This is a genomic window from Nocardia sp. FBN12, assembly GCF_054031145.1.
On the sequence record NZ_CM132926.1, the window covers coordinates 5,859,954 to 5,877,630 of the forward strand.

Annotated in this window: 15 protein-coding genes; 10 read left to right on the forward strand and 5 right to left on the reverse strand. The window is 67.7% G+C overall.

Translation table 11 applies throughout. The features are described 5' to 3' along the window. Positions 1-14 precede the first annotated feature (14 nt). The 4 genes from ACWZHB_RS27725 (at position 15) to ACWZHB_RS27740 (ending at position 4,340) form a co-directional block, all read left to right on the forward strand. Entirely contained in the window at positions 15-863 is an 849-nt protein-coding gene (locus ACWZHB_RS27725) for a carbohydrate ABC transporter permease (protein WP_427909316.1), read from the forward strand. Positions 864-960: 97 nt separating this feature from the next. Then, the gene (locus ACWZHB_RS27730) at positions 961-3,276 is read left to right on the forward strand and encodes a transglycosylase domain-containing protein (RefSeq protein ID WP_427904724.1); all 2,316 of its coding nucleotides are present in this window, start codon (positions 961-963) and stop codon (positions 3,274-3,276) included. 177 nt (positions 3,277-3,453) lie between these two features. Next, positions 3,454-3,909 (forward strand): GyrI-like domain-containing protein, encoded by a 456-nt coding sequence (locus ACWZHB_RS27735; protein ID WP_427904725.1) that lies wholly within the window; start codon positions 3,454-3,456, stop codon positions 3,907-3,909. Beyond that, positions 3,909-4,340 carry a GyrI-like domain-containing protein gene (locus ACWZHB_RS27740; protein ID WP_427904726.1) on the forward strand — a complete coding sequence of 144 codons (432 nt, stop codon included), beginning with the start codon at positions 3,909-3,911 and terminating at the stop codon, positions 4,338-4,340. The genes ACWZHB_RS27735 and ACWZHB_RS27740 overlap by 1 nt, the downstream gene beginning before the upstream one ends. A gap of 59 nt (positions 4,341-4,399) precedes the next feature. Here the strand turns inward: ACWZHB_RS27740 and ACWZHB_RS27745 are convergent, their stop codons facing one another. Both ACWZHB_RS27745 and ACWZHB_RS27750 read right to left on the reverse strand, forming a co-directional pair. Further along, positions 4,400-5,509 (reverse strand): inositol-3-phosphate synthase, encoded by a 1,110-nt coding sequence (locus tag ACWZHB_RS27745; RefSeq protein ID WP_358103718.1) that lies wholly within the window; start codon positions 5,507-5,509, stop codon positions 4,400-4,402. Next, positions 5,502-6,059 carry a PadR family transcriptional regulator gene (locus ACWZHB_RS27750; RefSeq protein ID WP_379238509.1) on the reverse strand — a complete coding sequence of 186 codons (558 nt, stop codon included), beginning with the start codon at positions 6,057-6,059 and terminating at the stop codon, positions 5,502-5,504. The genes ACWZHB_RS27745 and ACWZHB_RS27750 overlap by 8 nt, the downstream gene beginning before the upstream one ends. A gap of 173 nt (positions 6,060-6,232) precedes the next feature. Here ACWZHB_RS27750 and ACWZHB_RS27755 point away from each other — a divergent pair, with 173 nt between their 5' ends. The 3 genes from ACWZHB_RS27755 (at position 6,233) to ACWZHB_RS27765 (ending at position 11,483) form a co-directional block, all read left to right on the forward strand. After that, positions 6,233-6,649 carry a DUF5318 domain-containing protein gene (locus ACWZHB_RS27755; protein WP_427904727.1) on the forward strand — a complete coding sequence of 139 codons (417 nt, stop codon included), beginning with the start codon at positions 6,233-6,235 and terminating at the stop codon, positions 6,647-6,649. A gap of 904 nt (positions 6,650-7,553) precedes the next feature. Further along, on the forward strand, positions 7,554-9,722 hold the full coding sequence (locus ACWZHB_RS27760; protein WP_427909317.1) for a transglycosylase domain-containing protein: 2,169 nt from the start codon (positions 7,554-7,556) through the stop codon (positions 9,720-9,722). Positions 9,723-9,743: 21 nt separating this feature from the next. Next, complete coding sequence (locus tag ACWZHB_RS27765) at positions 9,744-11,483, forward strand: glycosyltransferase family 87 protein (RefSeq protein ID WP_427904728.1); 1,740 nt, start codon at positions 9,744-9,746, stop codon at positions 11,481-11,483. Positions 11,484-11,536: 53 nt separating this feature from the next. On the opposite strand, the gene ACWZHB_RS27770 is transcribed toward ACWZHB_RS27765, so the two are convergent. Both ACWZHB_RS27770 and ACWZHB_RS27775 read right to left on the reverse strand, forming a co-directional pair. Beyond that, a complete protein-coding gene (locus ACWZHB_RS27770) occupies positions 11,537-13,087 on the reverse strand; it encodes a TerD family protein (protein WP_427904729.1) in 1,551 nt (516 codons plus the stop codon). A 52-nt stretch (positions 13,088-13,139) separates the two neighbouring features. After that, positions 13,140-14,519, reverse strand: a complete 1,380-nt coding sequence (locus ACWZHB_RS27775) for a TerD family protein (RefSeq protein ID WP_427904730.1) — start codon at positions 14,517-14,519, stop codon at positions 13,140-13,142. A gap of 185 nt (positions 14,520-14,704) precedes the next feature. On the opposite strand from ACWZHB_RS27775, the gene ACWZHB_RS27780 reads away from it, so the two are divergent. From ACWZHB_RS27780 to ACWZHB_RS27790, 3 genes are read left to right on the forward strand one after another with little or no spacing between them, the layout of a single operon-like run. Beyond that, on the forward strand, positions 14,705-15,328 hold the full coding sequence (locus tag ACWZHB_RS27780; protein ID WP_427904731.1) for an AIM24 family protein: 624 nt from the start codon (positions 14,705-14,707) through the stop codon (positions 15,326-15,328). Positions 15,329-15,332: 4 nt separating this feature from the next. After that, positions 15,333-16,034, forward strand: coding sequence for an AIM24 family protein (locus tag ACWZHB_RS27785; protein WP_378634877.1), 702 nt, complete (start codon positions 15,333-15,335; stop codon positions 16,032-16,034). 4 nt (positions 16,035-16,038) lie between these two features. Next, positions 16,039-16,803, forward strand: a complete 765-nt coding sequence (locus ACWZHB_RS27790) for an AIM24 family protein (protein ID WP_427904732.1) — start codon at positions 16,039-16,041, stop codon at positions 16,801-16,803. A gap of 49 nt (positions 16,804-16,852) precedes the next feature. Here ACWZHB_RS27790 and ACWZHB_RS27795 read toward each other — a convergent pair whose 3' ends face one another. Further along, positions 16,853-17,647, reverse strand: coding sequence for an HAD family hydrolase (locus ACWZHB_RS27795; protein WP_427909318.1), 795 nt, complete (start codon positions 17,645-17,647; stop codon positions 16,853-16,855). Positions 17,648-17,677 lie beyond the last annotated feature (30 nt).

Consider the following 17,677-nt stretch of genomic DNA (forward strand, 5'->3'; position numbering starts at 1 on the left):
CGAATCCGGTGCCGATGCAGCCGGTGTCGTGGCGCAAGCGGATCGGCACGGTGCGCCTCTACCTCGGTGTCGCCATCGTGCTGGTGTGGGGGCTCGGGCCGTTCTACTGGATGGCCGTGGTGGCGTTCCGCGACCCGGCCCACACCTTCGACAGCACCCCGTGGCCCACCCACGTGACGCTGGAGAACTTCCGCAACGCCTTCGACACCAGCCGCGGCAACGACTTCGGCAAAGCGCTGCTCAACAGTGTGATCATCGGTTCGGCGACCACCGCTGTCGCGCTGATCCTCGGTGTACTCGCGGCCTACGCGCTGGCCCGGATGACCTTCGCGGGCAAGTACCTGATCTCGGGGCTGATCCTGTCGGCGTCGATGTTCCCGGCCGTGGTGCTGGTGACGCCGCTGTTCCAACTGTTCACCGATATCGGCTGGATCGGCCAGTACCAGGCGATGATCATCCCGAACATCTCCTTCGTCCTGCCGATGACGGTCTACATCCTGGCCTCGTTCTTCGCCGAACTGCCGTGGGAGCTCGAAGAGGCCGCGCGCATCGACGGCGCGAGCAAGTTCCAGGCCTTCCGGTTGATCATGCTGCCGCTGGCCGCGCCCGCGGTGTTCACCACCGCGATCCTGGCGTTCATCGCCTCGATCAACGAGTACCTGCTTGCCCGCTTGCTGTCGGGCGACGACACCAAGCCGGTGACGGTCGCGATCGCGAGTTTCTCGGGCAACGACCCGCTGGTGCAGCCGTACGCGGCGATCATGGCGGCGGGCGTGATCGTCACCGTGCCGCTGGTGATCATGGTGCTGATCTTCCAGCGTCGCATCATCTCCGGTCTCACCGCGGGCGGCGTCAAGAGCTGACCTGCCGGGTTCTGGCGCCACCGCCGGGTAGAGTCGCCTGCACCGATATCGACGTCGGTGCAGGTGAGTTCTTCTGCTCGCTCCGAAAGGAGATGGTGTGGCCTCCCAGCGCGGGCGCGGGCGTTCCGATGGGGACGTCCCGTATACCTCGATAGCCGGGTTCCGCGATCCGCTGGCGAGCGAAGGCAAACCGGCCAAAGGTGCGGCCCGACGGGCACAGGCGGCGCGACTCGCCGCCACCGACGGACCACCGGACAAGGGAGCGGCGCGGCGGGAACAGGCCGCGCGGCTGGGCACAGAGGAGCGGGAACGTCAGCCGCGCACCAGGGGCCAGCGCATCCGGCGGTTGCTGCTCGCGCTCTTCGTGATCTTCGTGTGTGTGCCCGCGCTGCTGTTCGTCGCGGTGTACTGGAGTTCGGAGATCCCCGAACCGGCCGAGGTCGCGGTCGAGCAGCCGGCCACCGTGCTGGCCGCCGACGGCACCACCGTACTGACGAAATTCATTCCGCCACAGGGCAATCGGATCCCCATCCCACTCACCGATGTGCCGTATCCGGTGCGCGACGCCGTGCTGGCCGCCGAAGACCGCACCTTCTATACCAACGCCGGCTACTCGACCAGTGGCTTCCTGCGCGCCGCCCGCGACAATGTGACCGGTCAGGACAACGCGGGCGGCGGCTCGACGATCACCCAGCAGTACGTGAAGAATGCCTTCCTCAGCTCCGAACGCACCGTCACGCGCAAGATGCGGGAGTTGGTCATCGCGGCGAAGATGGCGCGGCAGTGGAGCAAAGACGAGATCCTGGCCGCCTACCTCAACACCATCTACTACGGCCGCGGCGCGTACGGGATCGCGGCCGCCGCGAAGGCCTATTTCGACAAGCCGGTGCCCGAGCTCACCCTCGCCGAGGGCGCGGTGCTGGCGGCGGTGATCCGCTCCCCCTCGGTGCTCGATCCGGAGAACCATCTCGACCAGCTGCGGGCCCGCTGGCAGTACGTGCTCGACGGCATGGTCGAGATGAACGTGCTCGCGCCCGGCGACCGTGACGCGACGGTGTTCCCGCCGATCATCCCGCTCGACGATGTGCCCGCCGAAGGCGTCGCACTCGGACCCGAGGGCCATATCCGCACCCAGGTGCTGCGCGAGCTGCGCGCGGCGGGCCTCGACGACGCCGACATCAATACGGGCGCACTGCAGATCACCACCACCATCGACGCCGCGGCGCAGGCGGGCGCGGTCGACTCGGTGCGTGAGCGGTTCTCCTGGCAGCCACCGGAACTGCGCTCGGCGGTGGTGTCGATCGATCCGCGCAGCGGGGCGGTGCGCGCCTACTACGGCGGGGAAGACGGCACCGGCTTCGATTTCGCGCAGGCGCCGCTCCAAACAGGTTCCGCGTTCAAGGTTTTCGCGCTCGTCGCGGCGCAACGCCAGGGCATTCCGGTGACGCGGGCGATGGACAGCTCGCCGATCACCGACCGCGGCACCGAGATCACCAATGTCGAGGGTGACTCGTGCGGGCGCTGCTCGCTCGCCGAGGCGCTCAAACGCTCGCTCAACACCAGCTTCTACCGGCTCACGATGACGATGGCCGACGGCCCGCGCTCGGTCGCCGAGGCCGCGCACCTGGCAGGCATCCCCGAGTACATTCCCGGCGTCGACGGCATCAGCCTCACGGAGCCGGACGGGTACCCGCTCAACGGGATCGTGCTCGGGCAGTATCTGGTTCGCCCCCTCGATATGGCGTCGGCGTATGCGACGCTGGCCGCCTCCGGGGTCTATCACCAGCCGTACTTCGTGCAGAAGGTGAGCACCGGCGACGGGCGGGTGCTGCTCGACCGCAGCTGGGAAACCGCGACGGGCAAACGACATTCAGAGCCCGAGCAGCGGATCTCCGCCGAGATCGCCGATGCGACTACGTCGGCGATGCTGCCGATCGCCAACTACTCCAACGGCCACGGGCTCGCCGACGGCAGGCAGTCGGCGAGCAAGACCGGAACCACCCAGCTCGGCGAGACCAAGGACAACAAGGACGCGTGGATGGTCGGGTACACGCCTTCGCTGTCGACCGCGGTGTGGGTGGGCACCGAGAACCCACAGCCGCTGCGCAACGGCCGGGGAGGGGCCATCTGGGGATCGGGACTGCCCGCCGACATCTGGAAGCAGGCGATGGACGCCGCGCTGGCGGGGACCCCGGTCGAAACATTCGAGGTGCCAGCGCTGCCGAGCCCGCAGCTGGTGCCGACGCCCGGTACCGAGACCGCGCCGAGGCCGGGCGGCGGCTTCGATATCTTCGGCCCGCCGACGAACTCGCCGCGCCCCGCGCCGCCGCCGTTGATCGTGATCCCGCCCGCGCCGACGCCCGCGGTGCCCGGCGAATTGTTCCCCGGACTCGGTGGCGAGGGGCCGAGATAGATCACGAGTTGGCGCAGCCGCACCCGGCTACCCTAGGGACATGGCAACATCGTTGCCCAGAGCGCGAACCGCCCGACCAGGGGTCGAATGATCCCGGCGCGGAACCTGTCGGACCGATACGGGAGGATGTGCGGTCGGTACCGACATGCGACGACACTAGACATAGGGGCTACGCAGGTGGATTTCAATGTCGTTGACCGTCCCGAGACGCTGATCGCGGGCACGGTGCTCCGCAGCCCGGCGCTCGCCGTCGAGGGGCCGCGCCGCGCCAAGGTGGTCGAGGCGTGGGCGCACCTGCGGGCGAGGACGTTACCGGGGCCGGTCGCGACGGGCTATGTCGATTTCGCGCCGGAGATCAATTCCTACCTGACTCACATCGTCGGATACGAGTGCAAGACTCTCGCCGACCTGCAGGTGGGCGATGTTCTCGGCCGGATTCCGGCGGGCCGCTACGCGCGCTTCGTCGCCAGCGGCGACAACCTCGGCGACACCATCGTCGGGCTGTGGCGCCAGGTGTGGGACGCGGAGGCAGCGGGTGAATTCGTGCGCGCCTATACCGGCGACTGCGAGCAGTATCCCGACGAGCGCACGGTCGAGATCTTCGTTTCGCTGACCGAGGAGAAGGACAGCTGATGGCCGTGGATTTCGAAATCGTCACCCTCGACGACGGGCTGATCGCGGGCCTCACCGTGCCGTTGGCCGGGCGTGAGGTGACCGCGCGCGATCTTGATCTGGTGAATTTCACCTGGGATCGCTATCTGTCGCGAGAAAAGTCCGTGCCGCGCGCGGCGGCCTATATCGGCCAGAACGATCATGCGGTGGCCGTGCTCGGCTACGAGGTCGCCGGACTGGACGACATCGACGAAGGCGACGTGCTCACCCGCATCCCCGCGGGGCGCTACGCCAAGTTCGTGGTCTCGGACAAGCCCTACGATCTGCTGCGCACCGCGTGGGCGCAGGTGATCAAGGCCGAGAACGCGGGCACCATCACCCGCTCGCACACGGCGGAGCTGGAGCGCTACACCGGTCCGACTTCGGTCGAGGTGTACGTCTCGCTGGACTGAGACCCGAAAAAGCCGGTGCGCACGAAAGTTCGTGTGCACCGGCTTTTTTCGTTCAGTGATTAATCGGCACCGATGATGAACGCCTCGAGCTGAGTGCGCGCGACATCGTCGGCGATCTGCACGGGCGGGGACTTCATCAGGTAAGCCGAAGCCGGGATGACCGGTCCGCCGATGCCGCGGTCCTTGGCGATCTTCGCCGCGCGAACGGCGTCGATGATGATGCCGGCCGAGTTCGGCGAATCCCACACCTCGAGCTTGTACTCCAGGTTCAGCGGGGCGTCACCGAACGCACGACCCTCGAGCCGCACGTAGGCCCACTTGCGGTCGTCGAGCCACTCCACATAGTCCGAGGGACCGATGTGGACGTTGCGGTCGTGGACCTTGCCCGCGAGCGCGCCGGTGAGGTTCGACGTGACGGCCTGGGTCTTGGAGACCTTCTTCGACTCCAGACGCTCCCGCTCGAGCATGTTCTTGAAGTCCATGTTGCCGCCGACATTGAGCTGGTAGGTGCGATCGAGCACCACGCCGCGGTCTTCGAACAGCTTGGCCATCACGCGGTGGGTGATGGTCGCGCCGACCTGCGACTTGATGTCGTCGCCGACGATCGGGACACCGGCGTCGACGAACTTCTGCGCCCAGACCGGGTCGGAGGCGATGAAGACCGGCAGCGCGTTGACGAACGCGACATTCGCGTCGATCGCGCACTGCGCGTAGAACTTGTCGGCCTCTTCGGAACCGACGGGCAGGTACGAGACCAGCACGTCGACCTTGGCATCCTTGAGCGCCTTGACCACGTCGACCGCGGGCGCCTCGGACTGCTCGATGGTCTCGGCGTAGTACTTGCCGATGCCGTCGAGGGTCGGGCCACGCAGGACCGTCACATCGGTCGGCGGCACGTCGGAGATCTTGATGGTGTTGTTCTCGCTGGCGAAGATGGCCTCGGCCAGGTCGAAGCCGACCTTCTTGGCGTCGACATCGAACGCGGCCACGAACTTCACGTCGCGAACGTGGTAGCTACCGAACTTGACGTGCATGAGGCCGGGAACGACCTGGTTCTCGTCGGCGTCCTTGTAGTACTGCACGCCCTGCACGAGCGACGATGCGCAGTTGCCCACACCGACGATCGCGACGCGGACTTCGCCGGATCCAACCTTGTTGACATCACTCATGGCCGCTCTTTCCCTCTTTCTGTGGTGCCGCCTTCGTCGATTGCTCCGCCGCAATCAACTCGTTGAGCCAGCGCACTTCGCGCTCGCTTGATTCCAATCCGAGCTGGTGGAGCTGCTTGGTGTAGCGATCGAGTGACCCGCTGGCCTTCTTGATCGCTTCTCGCAGACCCTCTCGTCGCTCCTCGACCTGGCGTCGCCTGCCCTCCAGGATCCGCATTCTCGCCTCGGCGGGAGTGCGGCTGAAGAAGGCCAGGTGAACGCCGAAACCGTCATCGGTGTAGTTCTGCGGACCGGTGTCGGCGAGGAGTTCGGAGAACCGTTCCCGCCCGACCGGCGTGAGCCGGTAGACGCGGCGCGCACGGCGCGCGATCGCGCCCTCGGGGAGCTCCTCGGCGATCAACCCGTCGGCCTGCATTCTGCGCAGCGTCGGGTAGAGCGAACCGTAGGAGAAGGCCCGGAACGCTCCGAGCAGGCCCGTCAGCCGCTTGCGCAGCTCGTAACCGTGCATGGGCGCGTCGAGGAGCAGGCCGAGAATCGCCAATTCGAGCACTGCCGACCTCACTCCCTGACTATGACGGCCGAACAGGCCGTGCGAACCTAACCGTGGATGCGACTTCCAACTATATCGGGCCGATATAACAACGCACAACGCAATGACGCAGATCACTCCGTCATCTCTTGTGCCATGGGCGTGCCTATCCGAACCCCGCTACTCTGGTGATCGTGCGAATTCAGCGGCAGGTGGTGGACTATGCGCTCCGGCGCAGGTCGCTGCTGGCCGATGTCTACGCGGGGCGGGTCGGCGTCGCCGAGGTGTGCGACGCGAATCCCTATCTGCTCCGGGCCGCGAAGTTCCACGGCCGGGGCAGTGAGGCGACCTGCCCGATCTGCCGAAAAGAGCAGCTGACGTTGGTTTCGTGGGTGTTCGGTGATGGGCTCGGCCAAGCGGCCGGGTCGGCGCGAACGCCCGAGGAACTGATCCGGATGGCAGAGTCGAACGAAGAATTCTCGGTGCATGTCGTCGAGGTATGTCGCTCGTGCAGCTGGAACCATCTGGTGCAGTCGTATGTACTCGGCACGGCCCCCGCGCCGGCTCGGCGACGAACGAGTTCGCGAGCCCGGCGCTCTGCTGTCGAGTGATGGCTGCCGAGTGATGGGCAGCCGACTCGAGTGATGGTGGCCACCGCGTGATGCGCCACTGTTCGGGGTGCACCCTTTCCGCGCCGGTACTCCGGCGCGGATGTTGTGTGCCCGAACCTTACAAGTTATGGAGATCTGGTCAGTGAGTTCGCCCTACGAATCCTCCCCCCACGGCGATGATCCGCGCGGCGGCCGCCCGGCTCGTGGTGCACAACCGGGTCTCCCCCCACAGTCGGGTGATCGGCCCGGCGGTCCGCCGCCGCGGCTGCCGGGACCCAACGGTCCCCGCCCGCAGGGTGGTCCCGTGCAGGGTGGGCGTCCGCAGGGTGGTCCGGTGCCTGGTGGACGTGGTCCGCAGGGGCCGCCGCCCGGTCGTCAGCAGGGCCCGCCGCCAGGTGGGATGCCGCCGCGTCGACCTGGTCCGCCGCCGCAGCGTCCCGGTGGGCCGGTTCCGCAGGGTGGTCCCGGCCAGGGCAGGCCGCCGCAGGGTCGGCCCGCGCAGCCGGGTCGACCGGTTCCGCCCCCGGCCAACGCCACCCAGAAACTCCCGCGTCCCGGCGCTCCCGAGGAGCCGACAGTGCGTTCGGGTGACCGGACCGTGCGCGGTGCGGGCGACGACATGGCACGCGCGAACCGCGCTGGTGGCGCCGCCGCTGCCGCGCGCGCCGGTGCGGGCCGCCGCCCCGGTGGGCCGACCAGCGGTGAGCGACGCGCCACCGCGGCAGGCGGCCCTGCCTCGGGCGAACGTCGCGCGCTCGCCGGTGATCGCCGCGCGGGCGGCACACCCCCGCCGACCGGTCCGCGCAACCGCCGCGATGGTGGCGGGGGCGACGACGGCTCGGGTAGTGATGGTGCGGTGAAGAAATCGCCGTGGCGGATCGTTCGCCGGACGCTCTACGTCTTGATGGCGCTGGCCATCGTCGTGCCGAGCGCGGTGTTCCTGGTCGCCTATACGGCGGTGTCGGTGCCGAAGCCGGGCGATCTGGAGACCAACCAGGTCGCCACGATCCTCGCCGCCGACGGCACGACCGAGATCAGCAAGGTGGTTCCGCCGCAGGGCAACCGCACCGAGGTCTCGATCGACCAGATCCCGCCGCACGTGCGCAATGCCGTGATCGCCGCCGAGGACCGCGACTTCTACACCAACCCCGGCTTCTCGGTCTCGGGCTTCGCCCGCGCCGCCCGCGACAACATCCTCGGCAAGGAAAGCGCCGGTGGTGGTTCCACGATCACCCAGCAGTACGTGAAGAACGCGCTGGTCGGTGACGAACGGTCGATGACGCGCAAGATGCACGAATTGGTGATCTCGGCCAAGATGGCGCGCCAGTGGAGCAAGGAAGACATCCTCGCCGCCTACCTGAACACGATCTACTTCGGTCGTGGCGCGTACGGCATCGACGCCGCGGCCAAGTCCTACTTCGGCAAGCCGGTGCAGGAGCTGACCGTGGCCGAGGGCGCTGTCCTCGCCGCGACCATCCAGCTGCCCTCGATGCTGGATCCGGAGAAGAACCCCACCGGCGCCAAGACGCGCTGGGAGTACGTGCTCGACGGCATGGTCGCGGAGAACAACCTGCCCGCGACCGAACGTCAGGGCATGCAGTACCCGCAGGTGGTGTCGCTGGACTCGCTCGGCGACAAGAACAACGACGAGGGCCCGTCCGGCCTGGTGAAGAACCAGGTGCTGCAGGAGCTCTCGACCGCGGGCATCAGCGAGCAGCAGCTCAACACCGAGGGCCTGCAGATCACCACCACGATCGATCCGAAGGCGCAGGACGCCGCGATCAAGGCCGCGCAGGGCAAGCTCGAGGGTGAACCCGAGAACCTGCGCACCGCGGTGGTTTCCGTCGACCCGCGCACCGGTGCGGTGCGCGCCTACTACGGCGGCAGCGACGGCCAGGGCTACGACTTCGCCAATGCCGGTCTGCCGACCGGTTCTTCGTTCAAGGCGATCGGCCTTGCCGCGAATCTCGAACAGGGCGTTCCGCTTTCGCAGCTCTACGACAGCTCGCCGATCACCGTCAACGGCATCAAGATCGGCAACGTCGAAGGCGAAGGCTGCGGCATGTGCACCATCGCCGAGGCGCTCAAGCGCTCACTGAACACCAGCTTCTACCGCATGCAGCTGGACATGCAGAACGGTCCGCAGAAGATCGCCGATATGGGCCACAAGCTCGGTATCGCCAAGGAACTGCCCGGCATCGGCGAAACGCTCACCGAGCCCGGCGGCGTCGGCCCCAACAACGGCATCGTGCTCGGCCAGTACCAGTCCCGCCCGCTCGACATGGCCTCGGCCTACGCCACGCTGGCGGCGTCGGGTGTCTATCACGCGCCGCATTTCGTGCAGCGGGTCGTGACCGCCAAGGGTGAGGTGCTGCTCGATCGCGGCGAGCCCGCCGGTGAGCAGCGAGTGAGCGCGGCCGTGGCCGACAACGTCACCGCGGCGATGAAGCCGATCGCGGCCTACTCGCGCAATCACAACCTGGCCGGTGGCCGGGAGTCCGCCGCCAAGACCGGTACCCACCAGCTCGGTGACACCGGTAACAACCGCGACGCCTGGATGGTCGGTTACACCCCGTCGCTGTCGACCGCGGTGTGGGTCGGTACCGAGCAGGGCGAACCGCTCAAGAACTACGGCGGCGGCAGCATCTACGGTTCCGGACTGCCTTCCGACATCTGGAAGTCGGCGATGGACGGCGCGCTGTCGGGCACGTCGAACGAGTCGTTCCCCAAGCCTTCCCCGATCAAGGGCCAGGCCGGTGTGCCGGAATGGTCGGCGCCCTACACCGCGCCGTCCACCAGCAATCCGGCGATCGTGCCGCCGGTGATCGTGCCCTCGCAGGTCGAGATCCTGCCCGGCATCCGGATTCCGGTGCCCGGGGTGCAGCAGCCCGCGGTGCCGCAGTCGCAGTCGACGCCCGAGACCGGTGCGGGCCCGCTGCCCGGCCAGCCGACGGCGGGGCCGGAGGGCTCGCCGACCACGCCGGCTACCCGGCCGGGCAACGGCAACGGTCAGGGCGGCGGCAACGACGACGAAAGCAGCGGCGCGGGAGCCACGCCGACCCGATCCCGGTAACCACCGGTAGCCTCGGATGTCGTGACCGATCAGCAACTCGCGGACCAGCCGGCGTCGAGTGGTACCCGGCCGGACCGCGAGGCGCAGTACGTGGCGCCCGCCCGGCTGGCACCCGACCTGCGCTCGATCGATGCGCGAGACCGGCCGAGCCGTAACGACTCGCTCACCGCGCAGCTGTCCACCGTGGTCGGCGGCCCGGTCGGCGATCACGCGCTGATCGGGCGCGTGCGGTTCTGGACGCCGCTGCGGGTGCTGTTCGCCTTCACGGTGATCTTCCTGGCGCTGGGCTGGTCGGCCAAGGCAGGCTGCATCCAGCAGACCAGCGACGGTGACGGCGGGCTGACGCTCGACTGGAACAACGGGCGTCAGTACGTGGCCATGTGCTACTCCGACACCGTGCCGCTCTACGGCGCCGAACGGCTCAACGAGGGTGCGTTCCCGTACAAGAAATCCTGGACCGAGAGCACGCCCGACGGCGGCACCGAGACCAGATACATGGAGTATCCGGTGCTTTCGGGGCTCTACCAGTACGCGGCGATGCAGATCGGCAATGTGTGGGATCACCTGCCGGTGCCCGGCGCGATGTCGGTGGTGGTGTATTTCAACGTTGTCGCACTGGGTCTTTCGGTCGGCTGGCTGATCACCGTCTGGGCGTCGTCGCGATTAGCCGGACGACGGGTCTGGGATGTGGCGCTGATCGCGTTGTCGCCCTTGGTGATCGTGCACATCTTCACCAATTTCGATGCTCTCGCAACGGCTTTCGCGGCGACCGGGCTGCTGGCATGGGCGCGGCGCAAACCTGTTCTGGCAGGCGTCCTCCTTGGACTCGGCGGGGCGGCGAAGCTGTATCCGCTGTTGCTGCTCGGGCCGATCGTGGTGCTGTGCTTACGGATCGATCCGATGCAGCGTCAGCCTGCCGCGCGGGCGGGCTTGCGCTTGCGTGATGTCGACAGTCTCGACTCCGCACGTACCTGGTTGCGGGAAACCCCCGCCAGGACCCATCTGTTCGCCTTGCGCCCGCTCGGCGCGGCCACCCTCACCGTGCTCGCCGCAGCCGGAACCTGGGCAGCGGTGAACCTGCCGATCGCCGCGCTGTACCCGGAGGGCTGGCGCGAGTTCTTCCGCCTCAACACCACCCGGCACGCCGATCCCGATTCGATCTACAACGTGATCACCTCGTTCACCGGCTGGCAAGGCTTCGACGGGGCGATCGGCCACGGCCAGCCACCGACCATCCTGAACACCGTCTCGCTGCTGGCCTTCGTCGCCGCCTGCGCGGGCATCGCCTACCTCGCGCTCACCGCACCACGGCGCCCACGCCTGACCCAGCTGTGCTTCCTCGTCGTCGCGGCCTTCCTGCTGACGAACAAGGTGTGGAGCCCGCAGTATTCGCTGTGGCTGGTGCCGCTGGCGGTCCTCGCATTACCGCACCGGCGAATCCTGTTGGCGTGGATGACGATCGACGCACTCGTCTGGGTGCCACGCATGTACTACTACCTCGGCGAGGACAACAAGGGCCTACCCGAACAGTGGTTCACCGGCACCGTCGTCCTGCGCGACCTCGCCGTCCTCGGCCTGTGCGCCCTGATCGTCTACGAAATCCTGCGCCCCCAGAACGACGTAGTCCGCCGAGACTTCGTCGACGACCCAGCAGGCGGCGTCCTCGACCGAGCCCTCGACCCACTACTCCCCTGGCTCCCCGAGTTCCTGCGCCCGAAACAGGCCACGATCAGCGCGCGACCGGTATCGGTACTGAACTGACGGAACAGGTGCGATGACGGGTTCCCCAGTGGGAGTTCGTCATCGGCGTGGCCCTACATTCGCAAGTAGCGCGCCTGGAGTTCGGGTTCGGCGGGGAGCATGTCGAGGTCGAGTTCCCAGGCGTTGCCGGTCCAGGGGTCGAACAGGGGGGTGCCGGGCATTGTGGGGAGGTGGCGGCAGGACTGGGCGAGGAGATCTACCGGTCCGTCGCCGAATTCGCCGTTGCTGCCGACGATGACCAGGGACAGGCCGATCAGGTCGCCGCGGACCATCAGTTGGCCGAGGCGGACTACGTCGCTGCCCTGGTAGCCGTGGGGGAAGTCGGCGGCGACGAGGATGCGGTGTTCGGCCGGGGGGACGGCTTGTCCACTGTTGTAAGCGATTTCGGCCAGTTCAGCGGCGTGGGCCAGTTCGGCCAGGCGGGCGGAGATGTCGCCGTGGTCGGCGATCACCGGGCCGGCCAGGAGTGGGGCGAGGGGGGTGGCGAGGGTGCGCAGGCCGCCGGTGAGGTCGATCAGGTCGACCTTGGTCGGCTTGTCGGGGATCGCGGCGACGAGGCGGGCCACCAGGGCGCCGATCACGCGTGCGGCCGCGGCGGTGGATTCGGTGTCGACCCACAGTGGCCGATTCAGTGGCACCGGAACGCAATACGGCACGCGCAGGCCGCCGCGGTCGAGTGCGTAGAGCTCGCCGAGGCGGATGCCGTCGCTGGGGGCGGCACGGGTGGTCCAGGCGGGAGCCAGCCAGGAGGCCAGTGCGGCGGGCATGGCGGCGTCGGCTTCGGCGATCTCGTGGGCGAGTTGGTCACTGTCACGGCGGTGGTTGGCGTCGGCGACGGCGGCGAGGTCGTCGTGACGGCGCTGGGCGGCGGTGCGGGCCGCGTCGGCGGCGGGGGTGTTGCGGGTCGCCGGATTCGAAACAGCTTCGGAGAGTTCCTGATCCAGGCGTTTGGTCGCGTAGTCGCGGGCCGAGACGAGCGCGGCGGCCGAGCGGGCGGCGTCTTCGAAGATCATCCACATTCGCTGCAGGCCGTGGTCGACCTCGAGCGGAATGCCGGATGCGGGAACGGGTCTCGCGACCGTCTCGGTGGGGGCGGTCGGCGGTGCGAGTGGTGCGGGCTGCCATGCCTGCGCGGGTGCGGGCTCGGGGGCGGTCACTCCGTGCGCGGTCAGCAATTGCGCCGAGCCGCCGGCGTACCCCTGACCGAGCGCCCGCAACTTCCACCCGCCACCACGCCGGTACACCTCGAGGCAGATCAGCGCACTCTCACCCGCGGTCGGCGCGATGACGAATTCAGCGGCGGGACTGCCGTTTTCGTACAGCGACGCCGTGACCGCACCGAGAGTCTGCCCGCCCGCGACGAACAACAGCACCGCATGCGCGTCGGCCCTGATCTGCGAAAGCGTCAGATCCACTGCCACACCGGCGAAGCGCACGCCGGGTGCCGAGGGCCGCGACGCGCACACATGATCGTGCACGTCGCGAACCCGCAGATCCTCGCCGACCACCAGCGCCCCGAACTCGACGGTGCCGGTGGTCTGCGCGGTGAAGCGCACGGAATCAGCGCTCAGAGCAGTGTTCTGCCCCGCTTTCAGGTGAATCACGGTATCTGCCTGCTCTGTCGCGATCTGGTGTGTCTCGGTCAACCCTCTTGGATCAATTGCCGCCGAGGAATCGGCCCAGCTGCGGCACGGCTTCGCCGGGATGCTTGGCGTTGAAGCCCTCGCCGAGCGCCTGCATCTTCCAGTCGCCGCCGACGCGGTACACCTTCGCCATCGCCATCGCGGTGAACGGCATGCCGCCCGCGAGGGTGTAGCGCGCCAGCTCACCGTTGGTGGTGCCGTCGATCAGGCGGCTGAACGCGTTCTGCACCTGCTCGAAGGAGTGGCCCTTGTACGAGGTGACGATGAACAGCAGCGTGGTGATGTGCGCGGGGATCCTGGTCAGGTCGACGAGGATCATCTCGTCGTCGCCCTCGCCCTCGCCGGTGAGGTTGTCACCCTGGTGGCGCACCGAACCGTCCTTCGACGACAGCTGGCCGTAGTAGGCCACGTCGACGAGATTCTGGTCGGCGAACAGGCAGACCGAGGCGTCGAGGTCGATATCGACCGTGCGATTGCCGAACATGCCGCGCGTGCGCACCGGATCCCAGCCGAGGCCCATCTTCACGAAGGTCAGCGCGGCGCCGCCCTCCTTGCGCAGCGTGACCCGCTGGCCCTTCTGCAGGCTGACCGGGCGATCCTTGCTCAAGCTGATCTCGCCGGGCGGCTGCTGCGGCGCGCCCTGCGCGGGCGGCGGGTAACCACCACCGGGGGGCGGCGGGTAACCACCGGGCGGCTGCTGAGCCGGACCGGGCGGCGGCGGGTAGCCACCGCCGGGCGGGGCGTAGGCGGGCGCGGGCTGCTGCGGGTAGCTGGGCGCGGACTGCGCCGGGTACGCGGGCGGAGCCTGCTGCGGCGGGGGCGGCGGGGGCGCCTGCTGCGGCGCGGCCTGCTGCGGCGCGGCCTGCTGCGGCGCGGCCTGGGCGGGCGAATCATCCACCTGCACACCGTGATCGGTGACCAGCGCGGCGAAACCGCCCGCGTAGCCCTGGCCGACCGCGCGCACCTTCCAGCTGCCCTGACGGCGGTACAGCTCGAGCGCGATCACGATCGACTCGGCGTTCAGACCGTCGATCTGGTAGCTGAACAGCTGGTTGCCCGACGCGTCGGAGACCAGCGCGGTGGGCGGGGCGAAGCGGCCGAAATTGCTGGTCGCGTCGTCGAGGGTGATCACCGCGCGGATCTGATCGATGTCGGCGGGCACCGCGGACAGCGAAACAGCAAGCGAGGCAGGCTGACCCGCGGGCCCGGGGCGTAGATCGACGCCCGGTCCACTCGGCTGGTTGTAGAAGACGAAATCAGCGTCGGTGCGGACCTTGCCCTGCTCGGTGACGAGCAGTGCGGACAGGTCGGCCGGTGCGGTGACCTGGAGCGAGATCACCACGTCACTGACGGCCAGCGGGCCGTTCTGGCCCTTGGCGAGTGTTGCAGACAAGTTCGACCCTTCGCTTGTCGTCGGTTGGGTTGTTCCACAGCAGTGCTTGTCACTCTACGAGAAACCGGGCGTACGCGTCCGTGCTCTGTGGCCCGGGCGTACTTTCCCCTGATCGGTTAGGGTGACGTCGCAGTCGGAACAGGCGGTTTGACCGCTTTCGCAGAGGGGACGGGCACACACCTGTCATGGCGCAATTGTTCGAACAATCGAAGAAAGTGATCGAGGCGCAGCTCGCGGGGACGAGTATCCGCGCGATCTCGGGCTCGATGGTGGCCTACGAAGGCAATGTGCAGTTCAAATCGGCCGGGTTCGGCGGCGGCGAGGGCGTGCTCAACGGCCTCAAGCGCCGCGCCACCGGCGAGAAACTGTCACTGATGGAGTGCAACGGCAACGGGCGAGTGTTCCTGGCGGTGAACGGACAGAACGTCACCGTGGTGAACCTGAACAACGAGACGTTGCAGGTCGAGTCGCAGCAGCTGCTGGCCTTCGCGGGGAATCTGCGCACCGATGTGCGGTTCGCCGGGGTCGGCGGGATGTCGTCGGGTGCCGGGCTGTTCACCACAACGGTCAGTGGGCAGGGCCAGGTGGCGCTGCTGTCGGCCGGTGGGCCGCTGATCCATCTCGAGGTTTCGCCGCAGTATCCGCTGATCGTGGATCCCGATGCTTTCGTCGCCTCGCGCGGCAACCTCAACCAGTCGTTCATCACCGATGTTTCCTGGCGGACGATGGTCGGACAGGATGCGGGCGAGGCGTTCTCGTTGCGGTTCGAGGGCCAGGGCGTCGTGTTGATTCAGCCGGCGGAACGGTAGAGGGATGTTCGAGAAGGTCAACAGCAAGGTCGTCAAGGTCAATGTCGGACAGGCTGGCGGCGTCGTCGCCCGCTCCGGCGCGATGTTGTTCTACACGGGCCAGGTGGCGTTCGCGCCGCACCAGATTCCCGGCGCTGGTCAAGGCATGGGCGGCGGCGGTTTGATGCGGATGGCCGGGCAGATGATGGCCGGTGAGCACGAGCGGACCATGCTCGCGCAGGGCAACGGTGAGGTCCACTACGGATTCGCCGGGCTCGAGGTGCACGTGGTGCAGATGCAGCCGGGCGCGGTGTTGCGGGCCGAGGCTTCACGGCTGCTCGCGCAGTCGGCCGGTTTGCAGGCTTCGGTGGTGTCGGTCGCCAGTTCGGGCGGTAGCGGTGGTGGCGGCGGCGGTCTGATGGGCGCGCTGCGCGGTGCCGCCGCGGGTGTCGCGACCGGGCAGGGCATGTTCACCACCCAGCTCAGCGGACAGGGTTCGGCGGTGCTGCTCGCGCACGGCGGATTCCTGGAACTGCAAGTGGGCGGGCCGAATCCGATCGTTGTCGACCCGCAGGCGTTCGTCGCCGCGTACGGCAATGTGCAGACCGAACTGAAATCCGCGATGAGCTGGCGCGACGCGGTGGGTCGCGGCGCGGGCGAGGCGATGCAATTGCATTGCCACGGACAGGGTGTGGTGTACGTGCAGGCCTCCGAAGAGAAGTTGTGAACCGATGAGCGAACTCCTCTCACCGAGCAATCTCGGTGCCAGCGACAACATTCCGGGCAACAGCTACGCCTACTGCATCGACCTGACCGGTCCGTGGTTCATGCGCAAGGGCGCGATGATCGCCTACTACGGGCAGATCGAGTTCCAGATGCTCACACACGGGCTGCAGGGCGGCATGATGCACATGGTGAGCAGCCAGTTCTCGGCGCCGCTGTTCGCCGGCGACTACGTGGTGGCGCAGGGTCACGGCAAGCTGATCATCGGCGACCGCGGGTACGACATCAATTCCTACGATCTCGAGGAAGGCAACCTCACCATCCGTGGTGCGAATCTGCTGGCCTTCGAGCCGGGTCTGGCGTTGAAGCAGTCGATCGTGCCCGGATTCCTCACGCTGATCGGGACCGGCAAGTTCCTCGCCTCGTCCAATGGTCCGGTGATGTTCGCCGAACCGCCGCTGCGCGTCGACCCCGAATCCCTGGTCGGATGGGCTGACTGCCCATCACCAAGTCACCACTACGACCAGGGCTGGATCGGCAGCTTCCTCGCGGCGGGTGCGGCCAGGATGGGCGCCAACTCGGGCGAGGAACGGCAGTTCGACTTCACCGGTGCGGGGACCGTGCTGATCCAGTCGACCGAGAAGATCATGAGCGACAACGCGCTGGTGCGCACGATCGAGGGACAGCTGCAAAGTGGTGTCACGGTCGGTGGGTTGCAGCGGATTCAAGGTGTGATCGCCCAGCAGTTGGCTGGTCAGCAGCAGCACTACTGAGTTACAGCGAAACCCGGGCGCCGTTGTAGCGCCCGGGTTTCCGGCTGTTCTAGGCCGGAACTGCGGTGCGCTGCGCCGCGGCGTGGAACCACTCGAGGATTTCCTCGCCTGCCAGGATTCCGGTCGCCGCGGTGACGGTCAGGTTGGGTGCGGTGAAATTCAGTTCTTCCAGCTCGCCGTGGCGTGGGCGGATCGCGGCGTCGGCCGCCTTCAGCATTTCCGCATCCAGCGCACCATCGCCGGCCGTGAAAAGTGTTGCCCCGCTGGTCAATTCGCCGGCCTCGACCAGCCGCTTGCGTACTTCGGCGACAGCGAGACTCTTGCAGACGGCGTCGGGCATCGTGTAGATCTTGCGACCCTGCTGAGAGGCGGACCAGCCGTTGGCGCGACACCAGGTGTCCCATTCGGCGAGGAAACCGGCGGGGACCGCGTCGGGTCGGACCACCAGGTAGCAGAACAGTTCGTCGGCCTCGCGGTACTTGGTGACCCAGGAATCGTCTATGCGGGAGCGTAATTCGGCGCCTACGTCGGCGAGGGTGGATCCGGAGGCATTGACCTGGTCGTCGATGGCGACGCGCCAGGCAGGGTCAGGGATGCCGTCGACGAGGATGTTGCCGCCGTTGCTGGTGATCGCGTAGCGCCAGGGGGCGCCCGGCAGGGTGATGCGCTGGAACTGTTCGATCGTGCGGGTAGTCGTGGGGATCACCGGGGCGATCGCGGCGAGCTCGCGCAGGGCGGTGATGGCGGTGCTGGTCATGTAGGAGAGGGGTTCGCCCTCGTAGTACTCGACGCATTCCTTCGCGACGGCTTCGGCACCACCGAAGCCGTTGCGGGAGAAGATCATCGTGCGATCGAGATCGGTCGCGAAGAGGGA